Genomic DNA, 13,330 nt, shown 5'->3' on the forward strand with positions numbered 1-13,330 from the left:
CCCCCCCCCCCCCCCGCCTCTCCACGGGCCCCGTGCCCTCTAGACCCCGAAGGCAGATTCGGCCTTGCTTGCCTATCTCGTACGCCGCGGCTTCGTCGGCATCATCCTGCTGCTCGTCCTGAGCCTGGTGACGTTCTTCCTCTTCTTCGCCACTCCGGTCGACGTGACCCGCTTCGCGTGCGGCAAGAACTGCACGCCCGAGAAGCGCGCGACCACCGAGAAGGCGCTCGGGTACGACGACCCGACGATCGTCCAGTGGGCCAAGTTCATCCAGGGCGTCTTCGTCGGTCGTGACTACCCCGACGACAAGGAGCTGCAGGAGGCGGCGCCGGACATCGTCACCCACTGCGGCGCGCCGTGCTTCGGCTACTCCCAGGTCAACGCGAAGACGGTCAACGACCTGATCAAGGAGGCCGCGCCGACCTCGATCTCGCTGGCTCTGGTCGCCCTCTTCATCTGGGTCACCCTCGGCATCCTCTTCGGCCTCCTGGCGGCGGTGACCAAGGGCTCGCTCCTCGATAGGGGCATCGTCGGGCTGACGCTGGTGGTCTACGCGTTCCCGACGTTCTTCGTGGGCATCTTCCTGCTCAAGTACGTCGCCATCAAGTGGGGCTGGCTGCCGTTCCCGCAGTACGAGACCATCGCGGACGGCGGCATCGGCGGCTGGCTGTCCAACCTCCTGCTCCCCGCGGTCACGCTGGCGCTCTTCTACCTCGCCGGCTACGTCCGCATCACCCGAGCCTTCGTGCTCGAGTCGATGTCGGAGGACTACATCCGGACCGCCAAGGCGAAGGGCCTCAAGCAGCGAACGGTGCTCTTCAAGCACGCGCTGCGAGCCGCCCTGACGCCGCTGGTGACCATGGTCGGCCTCGACTTCGCCAGCCTCCTCGGTGGCGCGATCATCACCGAGACGGTCTTCAGCTTCCACGGCCTCGGTGCCCTCGCCGTCCGGGCCAACGTCTCCTACGACCTGCCTACGCTGGTGGGACTGCTGCTCCTCGCGGGCAGCTTCGTGATCCTGGCGAACATCGTCGTGGACGTGCTGTACGCCTACATCGACCCGCGCGTCCGGCTGGACTGAGACGGGCTAGGAACTGAACTGATGACCACTCCATTCCTCTCCGTCGAGGACCTCAAGGTCCACTTCCCGACCGCCGACGGCATCGTGAAGGCGACCGACGGGCTCTCCTTCACCCTGGAGAAGGGCCGCACCCTCGGCATCGTGGGCGAGTCCGGATCCGGCAAGTCGGTGTCCTCCTCGGCGATCCTCGGCCTGCACCGCGGCACCAGCGCGCAGGTGAGCGGCCGGATCATGCTCGACGACGTCGACCTGCTCACGATCAGCGACGAGCAGATGCGCCGCAAGCGCGGCGCCGAGGTCTCGATGATCTTCCAGGACCCGCTCTCGGCGATGCACCCCTACTACACGGTGGGCAACCAGATCGGCGAGGCCTACCGGGTCCACCACGACGTCAGCAAGAAGGCCGCCCGGACGCGGACCATCGAGATGCTCGACCGCGTGGGCATCCCGCAGCCGGACCGCCGGGTGGACGACTACCCGCACCAGTTCTCCGGCGGCATGCGCCAGCGCGCGATGATCGCGATGGGACTGATCAACAACCCCAGCCTGCTCATCGCCGACGAGCCGACCACCGCGCTCGACGTGACCGTCCAGGCGCAGATCCTCGACCTGCTGCAGGACCTCCAGAAGGAGTTCGAGTCGGCGGTCATCATCATCACCCACGACCTCGGGGTCATCGCCGAGATGGCCGACGACGTGCTGGTGATGTACGCCGGCCGCTGCGTCGAGTTCGGCACCACCAAGGAGATCCTGACGCACCCGGAGATGCCCTACACCTGGGGTCTGCTCTCCAGCGTCCCGGACGTCACCGGTGACACCGACGCCCGGCTCATCCCGATCCCCGGCAACCCGCCGAGCCTGCTGAACACCCCGCCCGGCTGTGCGTTCAGCCCGCGTTGCCCGCACCGCGACAAGGTCCCCGGTGACCTCTGCACCACCGTGCTGCCGGAGCTGGTTCCGGGCAGTCGGACCGAGACGCACCTGAAGCGGTGCCACCTCGCCAACCCCGACGCCATTTACGAGGCCGAGGTCCTGCCGGAGATCGCGCCGGACCTGGTCGTGGAGGACCCCGCATGAACGACGAGCGCCCGATCCACCCGAGCCCGGCGGGCAACGAGGACCTGCCGCCCTCGGTGGGCATGCCCAACGACGACGAGCACCCGTTCTACAACGACGATGTCGCCGACGACGCCGCCGACTACGTCGCACCCGAGTCGGCGCACGCCCCCTCGGTGCTCGACCCCGACGCCAAGCCGATCCTGGAGGTCCGCGACCTGCGGATGTACTTCCCGGTGAAGTCGGCGGGCGTCATCCGGCGCACCATCGGCCACGTGCAGGCGGTCGACGGTGTCTCCTTCCAGCTGCCGACCGGTGGCTCGCTGGGTCTGGTCGGCGAGTCCGGCTGTGGCAAGTCGACGACGGGTCGCCTGGTCACCCGGCTCTACGAGCCGACCGGCGGCACCATCACCTTCGACGGTCGCGACATCTCGAAGATCTCCGCGAACCAGCTCAAGCCGCTGCGTCGCGAGATCCAGATGATCTTCCAGGACCCCTACACCTCGCTGAACCCGCGGCACACGGTCGGCGCGATCATCGGCGCCCCGCTGCTGATCCACAAGATGGTGCCCAAGGACAAGGTGCTGCCCCGCGTCCAGGAGCTCCTCGAGGTCGTCGGCCTCAACCCCGAGCACTACAACCGCTACCCGCACGAGTTCTCCGGCGGCCAGCGCCAGCGCATCGGCATCGCCCGGGCGCTGACCCTGCAGCCGAAGGTCCTCGTCGCCGACGAGCCGGTCTCCGCGCTCGACGTGTCCATCCAGGCGCAGGTCATCAACCTGCTCCAGGACGTGCAGCGCGAGTTCGACATCGCGTTCCTGTTCGTGGCGCACGACCTCGCGGTGGTCCGGCACTTCTGCCCGGAGATCGCGGTCATGTACCTCGGCAAGATCGTCGAGATCGCCGACCGGGAGACGCTCTACACCCGTCCGCACCACCCCTACACGCAGGCGCTGCTGTCGGCGGTCCCGGACGTGAAGCAGGCCGCGATCGGCGGCCGGCGCGAGCGGATCCGGCTGGAGGGCGACGTCCCCAGCCCGATCAACCCGCCGTCGGGCTGCCGCTTCCGGACCCGCTGCCCGATCGCGCAGGAGATCTGCGCGCGGGTCGAGCCGCCGCTGCTGCAGATCGGTCAGCGTCACAAGGTCGCCTGCCACTTCGCAGGCGAGCTCGGCCGGCACCCGGAGAAGCCGGTGACGGCCCCGCTGCTCGGCGTCGACGACACCGGCGCGCCCGACCCGGGCGCGAGCCCGGCAGCCGACCTCGGCGCCAACGAGCCCGGCTACGCCGACACCTGGTTCGACCTCGACCGCAAGACGATGGCCTCGGCCTGACCGGTAGGTCGTTGCCTCTAGCCTGACCTCGTGGAGGACGGACTCTTCGACGCCCCCGGCGCCGCCCCGCAGTCGAGGGGCGGCACCGGGGGCGCCGGCTCTCTCAACGCGAACACGCACGCGTCGGCGCCGCTCGCGGTCCGGATGCGGCCGCGCACGCTCGACGAGCTGGTCGGGCAGGCGCAGCTGCGGGCGCCGGGATCCCCGCTGCGCCGGCTGGTCGAGGGTGACCAGTCGATGTCGCTGCTCCTGTGGGGGCCGCCCGGCACCGGGAAGACGACGATCGCGTCGATCGTCAGCCAGCAGACCGACCGCCGTTTCGTCGAGGTCTCCGCGGTGTCCGCCGGCGTCAAGGAGGTCCGCGCCGCCATCGACGGCGCCCGGGCCGACCTGGTCGGCACCGGCCGCGAGACGGTGCTCTTCGTCGATGAGGTGCACCGCTTCTCCAAGGCGCAGCAGGACGCCCTCCTGCCCGGGGTCGAGAACCGCTGGGTCACCCTCATCGCGGCCACCACCGAGAACCCGTTCTTCAGCGTCATCTCGCCCTTGCTCTCGCGCAGCCTGCTCCTCCGGCTGGAGTCCCTGACCGACGACGACGTGCGCGCGGTGCTCGACCAGGCCATCGCGGACGAACGCGGGCTCGGCGGTGCCGTCTCGGTCGACGAGGACGCGCTCGAGCACCTCGTCCGGCTCGCCGGCGGCGACGCCCGGCGCTCGCTGACCTACCTCGAGGCCGCGGCAGGTGCGGCGACCTCCCAGGGCAGCGGCACCGTGGACCTCGCGACCGCGGAGACGGCAGTCGACCGGGCGGCCGTGCGCTACGACCGGCAGGGCGACCAGCACTACGACGTGGTGAGCGCGTTCATCAAGTCGGTCCGCGGCTCCGACGCGGACGCCGCGCTGCACTACCTGGCCCGGATGATGGAGGCGGGGGAGGACCCGCGGTTCATCGCCCGGCGGCTGATGATCCTGGCCTCGGAGGACATCGGGCTGGCCGACCCGACGGCGATCCAGACCGCGGTCGCGGCCGCGCAGGTGGTGCAGCTGATCGGCATGCCGGAGGCCAAGCTGACCCTCGCGCACGCCACGATCGCGCTGGCGGTGGCGCCGAAGTCCAACGCCGTCACGACCGCGATCGGGGCGGCCGTCGCCGACGTGCGGGCCGGCAAGATCGGGCAGGTCCCGCCGCACCTGCGCGACGCCCACTACGCCGGCGCGAAGAAGATCGGCCACGGCTCGACGTACAAGTACAGCCACGACGAGCCCTTCGGCATCGCCGAGCAGCAGTACGCCCCCGACATCGTCCTCGACCGGGAGTACTACCAGCCGACGACGCTCGGTGCCGAGGCTGGCATCAAGGAGCGCTGGGCGCGGATACGCCGACTCATTCGCGGGTAATGCTTCCTTGTCATCCGCACCTGAACGATGCGGTAATGACGGGCGTGTCAAGAGAGGCTTGATGCGCATTCTCTCGGGAAGGTTTGCCCATGATCCGCAAGAAGTCCTTGGTCGCCGCAGCCGGTATCGCGCTGGTCCCGCTCGCCGCCATGGCTCCAGCCAACGCCTATTACACGATCGGCGATTGCGACTCGGCCAGCGCAGGCGTAACCCTGACGGTCGTCACCGGCTCGCCGGGCCAGTGGAACGCCTATGGTCATGTCAACGATGGGCAGGGCCGGAACTGGAAGTGGAAGATCTACTCGAAGGTCGCCTCGCAGTCCGGCAACGGGACTCTCGAAGGGAGTGGGAGCCGCACTGGCACCGGCGACATGCCTGCCGGTGCGATCTACTGGGTCAAGCGTGCCCAGCCCGAGCACGTCAAGCTCGTGGTCGACAATGCGGCCGGCACGATCCACTGCACAGCCGCCGTCGACGTCACATCCTGAGGCGACCGAAACGAGCGGGAGACGATCTAGATCGTCTCCCGCTCGTTTCGTCAGGACCGTACCGGATCCTCAATGGTTAGGCCCGCGATAGGGTCGGGGACCATGCAGGACTGGATCGTGCCCGTCGTGGCGGGGGTGCTGGCGCTGGTCGCGCTGGGCCTGGCCGTCGCGCTCGGGCGCGCGCGGTCCCGCACCGAGCAGACGCTCGCGCGGTCGGCGGCCGACACCGCCGCTCTCCGTGAGCAGCTGGCCGCCCTGGAGCGGCGCGTGGACCGCTCGTCGGCGCGGGCCGAGGCTCGCCCGGAGACGTCGTACGTGATCACCGACCTCGGCCACGAGACGGCGCCCGAGCCCGCTCCTGAGCCGGCACCGACCATCGACACCGCGCTCTTCGCCGACCTAGTGCTGCGCGAGACGGTGGTCAAGGCGGCCTCGCTCGCCCACGGCGTACGCCGGGCGCTGGACCCCGAGACCCGCAACCGGATCCGCTTCGAGATGAAGCGCGAGGTGCGTCGCGCCCGCAAGCAGCGGCGGTCCGACACCCGCGAGGCGCGCCGCGAGTGGGCGGCCCGGCAGCGGGCCGAGGATCGGGACGAGGACACGGCCGCATGAAGCGCGGGCTCTGGTTCGTCGCCGGGGCCGGCACCGCCGTCTACGTGATGGTCCGGGGCCGGCGCGCGGCCGAGATCTTCACCGTCGACGGCCTCAAGGACCGGCTGGGCGCCCTGGAGGTCGGCGCCCGGATGTTCCGCGACGAGGTCGCGCAGGGCCAGCACGAGAAGGAATCCGAGTTGCGCGAGAAGCTCGGCCTCGTGCCTCATGGAACTCCCGAGCTCACCGGAGGTCGCCACAAGGCGATCCCGACCAGCACCACCGACCAGCAGCAGGAAGGCAGCAACTGATGGACACCGCGGAGATTCGCCGGAGGTTCGTGGCTCACTTCGAGTCGCACGGCCACACGCCGGTGCCCTCGGCCTCGCTGCTGCTCGACGACCCGAACCTGCTGTTCGTCAACGCCGGCATGGTGCCCTTCAAGCCCTACTTCCTCGGCCAGGAGACCCCGCCGTACCCGCGCGCGACCAGCGTGCAGAAGTGCGTGCGCACCCCCGACATCGAGGACGTCGGCAAGACCACCCGCCACGGCACGTTCTTCGAGATGTGCGGCAACTTCTCCTTCGGCGACTACTTCAAGGAGGGCGCGATCGAGCTCGCCTGGGAGCTGGTCACCAAGCCCCTCGCGGATGGTGGTTGGGGCCTGGAGGAGAGCCGCCTCTACCCGAGCGTGTACGCCGACGACGCGGAGGCGCTCGAGCTCTGGAAGAAGATCACCGGGCTGCCCGAGGAGCGCATCCTGCGCCTGGGCAAGCGGGAGAACTACTGGTCCATGGGCGTGCCCGGCCCGGGTGGCCCGTGCTCGGAGATCCTCTACGACCGCGGCTCGGCGTACGGCCCGGAGTTCGACCCCACCCGGCTCGGCCCGGACATGCCGACCGAGCTGGAGGACCGGCTCCTGGAGATCTGGAACCTCGTCTTCATGCAGGACGAGCTCTCCGCGGTCCGCTCGAAGTCCGACTTCGACATCGCGGGCTCGCTGCCGAAGAAGAACATCGACACCGGCATGGGCCTCGAGCGCGTTGCCTTCCTGCTCCAGGGCCGGGAGAACATGTACGAGATCGACGTGATGTTCCCCGTCATCGAGAAGGCGATGGAGCTCACCGGCCGCCGGTACGGCGCCGACCACGAGGACGACGTCCGCTTCCGGGTCGTCGCCGACCACGTGCGCAGCTCGATGATGCTGATCGCCGACGGCGTGACCCCCGGCAACGAGGCGCGCGGCTACGTGCTGCGCCGCCTGCTGCGCCGCGCGGTGCGCTCGATGCGCCTGCTCGGCTACGAGGACCCGGCGCTGCCGGAGCTGCTGCCGATCAGCCGCGACAAGATGGGGGAGACCTACACCGACCTCCACAAGGACTGGGACCGCATCGCGCGGGTCGCGTTCGCCGAGGAGGAGGCCTTCCGCAAGACCCTCCAGGCCGGGACGCAGATCTTCGACCTCGCGGCGTCCGACGCGAAGGCGGCCGGTCAGACCGTGCTCACCGGCGACCGCGCGTTCTCGCTGCACGACACCTACGGCTTCCCGATCGACCTCACCCTGGAGATGGCGTCCGAGGCGGGGCTCAGCGTCGACGAGCAGGGCTTCCGCGCGCTCATGGCCGAGCAGCGCGAGCGGGCCAAGGCGGACGCGCGCGCCAAGCGCGGCCAGCACGCCGACACCGGCGCCTACCGCACCGTGCTCGACGAGTACGGCCCCACCGAGTGGCTGGCCTACGAGACCCTCGAGACGGAGTCCAAGACGCTCGCGCTGCTGCGCGAGGGCATCGCGGTGCCGTCCCTGGCGGCCGGTGAGGTCGGCGAGCTGGTCCTGGACCGCACGCCGTTCTACGCCGAGTCCGGCGGTCAGGCGGCCGACGCGGGCACCATCGAGTTCGACGGCGGTCGGCTCGAGGTCGTCGACGTCCAGCGACCGGTCCGCGGGCTGGTCGTGCACCAGGTGCGGGTCGTCGACGGCGAGCTCAACCCCCGCCACGTCCTGCACGCTCGGGTCGACCCCGAGTGGCGCACCGGCGCGCGCCAGGCACACTCCGGCACCCACGTCGTGCACGCGGCGCTGCGCGAGGTGCTCGGCCCCTCCGCGCTGCAGTCGGGCTCGTTCAACCGGCCCGGCTACCTGCGCCTCGACTTCGGCTGGACCACGGGCCTGAGCCCGGAGCAGGTCCGCGACATCGAGCGGGTCTCCAACGAGGCGCTGCGCGCCGACCTGCCCGTCGGCTGGCAGTACATGACGCTGTCCGAGGCCAAGGACTGGGGCGCGATCGCGCTCTTCGGGGAGACGTACGACGACACCAAGGTCCGCGTGGTGGAGATCGGCGGCCCGTGGTCGCGCGAGCTGTGCGGTGGCACCCACGTCGACCACTCCAGCCAGATCGGCACGATCGTGGTGACCGGCGAGTCGTCGGTCGGCTCCGGCAACCGCCGCATCGAGGCCTTCACCGGCGTCGAGGGCTTCGCCTACCTCGCGCGGGAGCGCGACGTGGTCGACCAGCTCACGGGCCTGCTCAAGACCCAGCCCGACGACCTCGTCCCGCGGATCACCGACCTCGTCGAGCGCCTGCGGCTGGCCGAGAAGGAGATCGAGAAGGTGCGCGTCGGCCAGCTCCTGGCGGCGGCGGGCGAGCTCGCCGCGGGCGCGACGAAGGTCGGACCGGTCAACCTGGTCGCGCACCGCGCCGACGGCGCGAGCGGCGGAGACGTCCGCACCCTGGCGCTCGACGTCCGCGGCCGGCTCCCGCAGGGCGAGCCGGGTGTCGTGGTGGTCATCGGCGCCGCGGACGGCAAGGTGTCCGTGGTCGCGGCGCTCAACGACGAGGCGCAGGCCCGCGGCCTGCGCGCCAACGACCTGGTCCGCGCCGTCGGACCGCTCGTCGGCGGCAAGGGCGGCGGCAAGGCCGACGTGGCGCAGGGTGGTGGCACCGATGCGTCCCGGGTCGACGAGGCCCTCGCGGTCGTCAGCACCGAGGTCGGCCGCGTCGCGGCCGGCTGAGCGCGGCGGCATGCGCCACGGCGTACGACTCGGCATCGATCCCGGGGACGCCCGGATCGGGGTGGCGCGCAGCGACCCCTCCGGCTTCCTCGCGACGCCGGTCGAGACCGTCCGCCGCGGCAAGGGCGACCTCGCCCGGATCGGGAAGATCCTGGCCGCCGAGCAGGCGGAGTCCGAGGTCGTGGAGGTGGTCGTCGGGCTGCCTCGCTCCCTGTCCGGGGGCGAGGGTCCGGCGGCGGCCAAGGTGCGGGAGTTCGCGGCCGCGCTGGCCCGCCGGGTGGCGCCCGTGCCGGTGCGGCTGGTCGACGAGCGCATGACCACCGTGTCCGCGGAGGCTATGCTGCGCGACCGAGGCCGCACCGGGGGGAAGCGGCGCGCCGTGGTCGACCAGGCGGCAGCCGTCCTCATCCTGCAGCACGCACTGGACACCGAGCGCACGTCGGGGAACGCGCCGGGCGAGATCGTCGAGGAGACCTGATGAGCGAGCACGAGCCGGACGAGCACGACGACCCGATGCTCGTGGGCGGGTCCGGTGAGCCCGGACGGCGCCGCGCAGCCTCCCGGCGGCGCAGCGTGCCCGGCTGCATCGCGGTGCTGGTCGCCCTCGCCGTCGTCGTCGGCGGCCTCTACTTCGTGGCCAGCTGGGGCGTCGGCGCGATCAAGGACCAGTTCGACGGCGCCGACGACTACCCAGGCCCCGGCCATGGCAAGGTGAGCTTCGAGGTCAAGAAGGGCGACACCGTCGCCGCCATGGGCCGCAACCTCAAGGCGGACGGGGTCGTAGCCTCCGTGCAGGCGTTCACCGACGCGGCGGCCGCCAACCCCGACTCGACCCGGATCCAGGTCGGCTTCTACGCGCTGAAGAAGGAGATGGCCGCGGACGACGTGGTCGAGATCCTGGTCGACCCCGACAACATCGTGAAGGACACGGTCACGATCCCCGAGGGCCTGCGGGTCGTCGACATCGTCAAGCTGCTGGCCAAGAACACCGACTTCTCCGCGGCCGACTTCACCAAGGTCCTCGACCACCCCGACCAGCTGGGACTGCCCGACTACGCGGGCGGCAACCCGGAGGGCTACCTCTTCCCGGCGACCTACGACTTCGGCCCGACGGCCACTCCGGAGAGCATCCTCCAGGACATGGTCACCCGCTGGAAGCAGGCCGCCGACGACGCCGACCTCGAGTCGGCCGCGGCCGACCTCGGCTACACGCCGCAGGAGCTGATGACGGTCGCGAGCCTGGTCCAGGCCGAGGGCCGGGGCGACGACATGCCCAAGATCGCCCGGGTCATCTACAACCGGATCGAGCACCCCGACAACGGCATCACCAACGGGCTGCTGCAGGTCGACGCGTCGGTCAACTACGCGCTGAACCGCTCGACGATCGCGGTGCTCACCCAGGACCAGATCGACTCGGTCGCGGACTCGCCGTACAACACCTACAAGCAGGTGGGGCTCCCGCCGACGCCGATCGAGGCGCCGGGCGACGACGCGATCGCCGCGGCGGCGCACCCGGCCGACGGCGACTGGCTGTTCTACGTGACGGTGAACCTGCGCACCGGCGAGACCAAGTTCACCGACTCCTACGACGAGTTCCTGCAGTTCAAGCAGGAGCTGCAGGACTACTGCGCGACGCAGTCCGACCGCTGCTGAGCGACCGATGCGCTGTGCCGTCCTGGGCGACCCGATCGCCCACTCGCTGTCACCCGCCCTGCACCGGGCGGGGTACGCCGCCGCGGGGCTCGACTGGACCTACGACGCCGTGCGGGTCGGCGACGACGGGCTCGCCGACTTCCTCGCCGGGCTCGGCGAGGAGTGGCGCGGGCTCTCGCTGACGATGCCGCTCAAGCGCCGTGCGCTCGCGCTCGGCAGCGGGGTGACCGACCGCGCGCGGCTGGCCGGCGGCGCCAACACCATCGTGCTCGACGGCGGCCGGGTGGTCCGCGCCGACAACACCGACTACCCGGGCGCCGCCGCCGCCGTCCGCGAGTGGTACGCCGGGCCGGTGAGCGCCGGGACCGTGCTGGGCGGTGGGGCCACGGCCGCGTCGACCGGCCTGGCGCTGTGCGACCTCGGCGCCCGTCGCGTGCGGGTGCTCGCCCGCAGCGCGGACCGCGCGGCGGCCGCGGCCGCGGCGATCGCCGCCCATCCCTCGCAGCCGCAGGTCGAGGTCGCCGGGCTCGACGCCGGGCCCGTCGACGGCGAGGTGGTCGTCTCGACCATCCCCGCGGCGGCCCAGGACGAGCAGCTGCTCGCCCGGTGCTCCGACGTCCCGGTCGTCTTCGAGGTGATCTACGACCCGTGGCCGACGCCGCTCGCGCTGGCCGCCGGTGACCGCGTGCTCGTCTCCGGCCTCGACCTGCTCGTGCACCAGGCGGTGCTGCAGTTCGAGCTCTTCACCGGCGTGCCCGGCCCGCTGGAGGCGATGCGAGCGGCGGGGGAGCAGGTCCTCGCGGAGCGGCACGCCGGGCGATGAGCTCCGCCGAGGCTGTCGGGCTCGCCGCGGTCGCGGCGATCGTGTGCGGCTTCGCCGGCCTGGCGGTCCCGGTCGCGATCGCCCGGCTGCCCGAGCCCATGGGATCCGTCGCCGACCGACCTCGGATCCTGCTGCGCGCGGTGCTCGGCTGCGCGGTCGTCGCGGCCGTGGTCGCGCCGTCGGTCGGCGTCCACGCCGCGCTGCTCGTCGTGCTGCCACTGATCCCGCAGGGCGTCCTGCTCGCGATCGTGGACCGGCACACCCACCTGCTGCCGAGCCGTGTCATCTGGCCGATGCTCGGCCTGGCGAGCGGGACGGTGCTGCTGGCCGGAGTGGTGGCCGGCGACGGCGTCGCGGTGGTGCGGGCCGCGATCGGCGGTGCCGCGACCTTCGCGTTCTTCCACGTGCTGTGGTGGGTCCGGCCCCAGGGGCTCGGGTACGGCGACGTGCGGCTGTCCGCGGTGGTCGGCACCGCACTCGGGTTCCTCGGCACCGCCGAGCTCCTGATCGGCGTGTACGCCGGGTTCGTGGTCTTCGTGCTGGCCGCGCTGGGCCGCGCCGCGGTGCGCCGTGACCGGAGCCTGCTGCGGGAGCCCTCGCCGTACGGCCCGGCCATGCTCGGCGGGGCGCTCCTCGGCCTCGTCGTGGGCTCCTATCTCGCGTCCAGGTGACCGCCGACCGGCATCCGGGACGGCGTGAAACACTGGCGTCATGCTGCGCTGGTTGACCGCGGGCGAGTCCCACGGCCCCTCCCTGGTCGCGATCCTGGAGGGGCTGCCCGCCCATGTCCGGGTGACCTCCGACGACATCGCCGACTCGCTGGCTCGACGGCGGCTGGGCTACGGCCGCGGCGCCCGGATGAAGTTCGAGCAGGACGAGGTCACGGTCGTCGGTGGCGTCCGCCACGGCGAGACCCAGGGCGGCCCGGTCGCGATCGAGGTCGGCAACACCGAGTGGCCCAAGTGGGAGAAGGTCATGTCCGCCGACCCGGTCGACCCGGTCGAGCTGGAGGCGATGGCCCGCAACGCCCCGCTGACCCGGCCCCGACCCGGGCACGCCGACCTGGTCGGCATGCAGAAGTACGCCTTCGACGACGCCCGCCCGATCCTCGAGCGCGCCTCGGCCCGCGAGACCGCCGCCCGCGTCGCGCTCGGCCGGGTCGCGTCCAACTTCCTCGAGCAGGCCGTCGACGCGCGGATCGTCTCCCACGTGATCGAGCTCGGCGGCGTCCGCGCCCCGGCCGGCCTGTGGCCCGAGCCCGGCGACGTGGCCCGCCTCGACGAGGACCCGGTCCGCTGCCTCGACGCCGACACTAGCAAGCTGATGGTCGAGCGCATCGACCAGGCCCACAAGGACGGCGACACCCTCGGCGGCGTCGTCGAGGTCGTCGTCCACGGCCTGCCGCCGGGCCTCGGCTCGCACGTCCACTGGGACCGCCGCCTCGACGCGCGCCTCGCGGGCGCCCTGATGGGCATCCAGGCGATCAAGGGCGTCGAGGTCGGCGACGGCTTCGAGCTCGCCGCGACCCCCGGCTCGCTGGCCCACGACGAGATCGTCCCGACGGCCGACGGGATCCGGCGTACGTCGGGACGCTCGGGCGGCACCGAGGGCGGCATGTCCACGGGCGAGGTGCTGCGGGTCCGGGCCGCGATGAAGCCGATCGCGACAGTCCCGCGCGCGCTGCGCACCGTCGACGTCGCGACCGGTGAGGAGGCGGTGGCCCACCACCAGCGCTCCGACGTCTGCGCGGTCCCGGCGGCCGGGATCGTCGCCGAGGCGATGGTCGCCCTGGTGCTGGCCGAGGCCGTCCTGGAGAAGTTCGGCGGCGACTCGGTGACCGAGACCCGGCGCAACGCCCAGTCCTACCTCGACACGCTGCGCTACCGGTGAGCCGAC

Annotated in this window: 13 protein-coding genes; all 13 read left to right on the forward strand. The window is 71.7% G+C overall.

All coding sequences use genetic code 11. The annotated features are described in order from the left end of the window. Positions 1 to 64: 64 nt before the first annotated feature. Positions 65 to 1,081, forward strand: coding sequence for an ABC transporter permease (locus K8U61_RS24130; RefSeq protein WP_224125565.1), 1,017 nt, complete (start codon positions 65 to 67; stop codon positions 1,079 to 1,081). A 21-nt stretch (positions 1,082 to 1,102) separates the two neighbouring features. Beyond that, complete coding sequence (locus K8U61_RS24135) at positions 1,103 to 2,158, forward strand: ABC transporter ATP-binding protein (RefSeq protein WP_224125566.1); 1,056 nt, start codon at positions 1,103 to 1,105, stop codon at positions 2,156 to 2,158. Beyond that, entirely contained in the window at positions 2,155 to 3,471 is a 1,317-nt protein-coding gene (locus K8U61_RS24140) for an ABC transporter ATP-binding protein (protein ID WP_224125567.1), read from the forward strand. Before K8U61_RS24135 ends, K8U61_RS24140 begins: the two co-directional genes overlap by 4 nt. Positions 3,472 to 3,501: 30 nt before the next feature. Further along, a complete protein-coding gene (locus K8U61_RS24145; RefSeq protein ID WP_224125568.1) occupies positions 3,502 to 4,869 on the forward strand; it encodes a replication-associated recombination protein A in 1,368 nt (455 codons plus the stop codon). An 89-nt stretch (positions 4,870 to 4,958) separates the two neighbouring features. Continuing rightward, the gene (locus tag K8U61_RS24150; RefSeq protein ID WP_224125569.1) at positions 4,959 to 5,357 is read left to right on the forward strand and encodes a hypothetical protein; all 399 of its coding nucleotides are present in this window, start codon (positions 4,959 to 4,961) and stop codon (positions 5,355 to 5,357) included. A 102-nt stretch (positions 5,358 to 5,459) separates the two neighbouring features. Next, on the forward strand, positions 5,460 to 5,969 hold the full coding sequence (locus K8U61_RS24155) for a hypothetical protein (protein ID WP_224125570.1): 510 nt from the start codon (positions 5,460 to 5,462) through the stop codon (positions 5,967 to 5,969). Continuing rightward, positions 5,966 to 6,259 (forward strand): DUF6167 family protein, encoded by a 294-nt coding sequence (locus K8U61_RS24160; RefSeq protein WP_224125571.1) that lies wholly within the window; start codon positions 5,966 to 5,968, stop codon positions 6,257 to 6,259. Before K8U61_RS24155 ends, K8U61_RS24160 begins: the two co-directional genes overlap by 4 nt. Next, positions 6,259 to 8,958 carry an alanine--tRNA ligase gene (alaS, locus tag K8U61_RS24165; RefSeq protein ID WP_224125572.1) on the forward strand — a complete coding sequence of 900 codons (2,700 nt, stop codon included), beginning with the start codon at positions 6,259 to 6,261 and terminating at the stop codon, positions 8,956 to 8,958. The genes K8U61_RS24160 and alaS overlap by 1 nt, the downstream gene beginning before the upstream one ends. A 10-nt stretch (positions 8,959 to 8,968) precedes the next feature. Beyond that, on the forward strand, positions 8,969 to 9,436 hold the full coding sequence (gene ruvX / locus K8U61_RS24170) for a Holliday junction resolvase RuvX (RefSeq protein ID WP_224125573.1): 468 nt from the start codon (positions 8,969 to 8,971) through the stop codon (positions 9,434 to 9,436). Then, complete coding sequence (mltG, locus tag K8U61_RS24175) at positions 9,436 to 10,611, forward strand: endolytic transglycosylase MltG (RefSeq protein ID WP_224125574.1); 1,176 nt, start codon at positions 9,436 to 9,438, stop codon at positions 10,609 to 10,611. Before ruvX ends, mltG begins: the two co-directional genes overlap by 1 nt. Positions 10,612 to 10,618: 7 nt before the next feature. Next, the gene (locus tag K8U61_RS24180) at positions 10,619 to 11,434 is read left to right on the forward strand and encodes a shikimate dehydrogenase (RefSeq protein ID WP_224125575.1); all 816 of its coding nucleotides are present in this window, start codon (positions 10,619 to 10,621) and stop codon (positions 11,432 to 11,434) included. Continuing rightward, positions 11,431 to 12,105, forward strand: a complete 675-nt coding sequence (locus K8U61_RS24185) for a prepilin peptidase (RefSeq protein WP_224125576.1) — start codon at positions 11,431 to 11,433, stop codon at positions 12,103 to 12,105. Before K8U61_RS24180 ends, K8U61_RS24185 begins: the two co-directional genes overlap by 4 nt. Before the next feature lie 40 nt (positions 12,106 to 12,145). Beyond that, positions 12,146 to 13,324 (forward strand): chorismate synthase, encoded by a 1,179-nt coding sequence (gene aroC / locus K8U61_RS24190; protein WP_224125577.1) that lies wholly within the window; start codon positions 12,146 to 12,148, stop codon positions 13,322 to 13,324. Positions 13,325 to 13,330 lie beyond the last annotated feature (6 nt).

Origin of the sequence: Nocardioides mangrovi, from assembly GCF_020073815.1 — a bacterium.
GTDB lineage: Bacteria > Actinomycetota > Actinomycetes > Propionibacteriales > Nocardioidaceae > Nocardioides > Nocardioides mangrovi.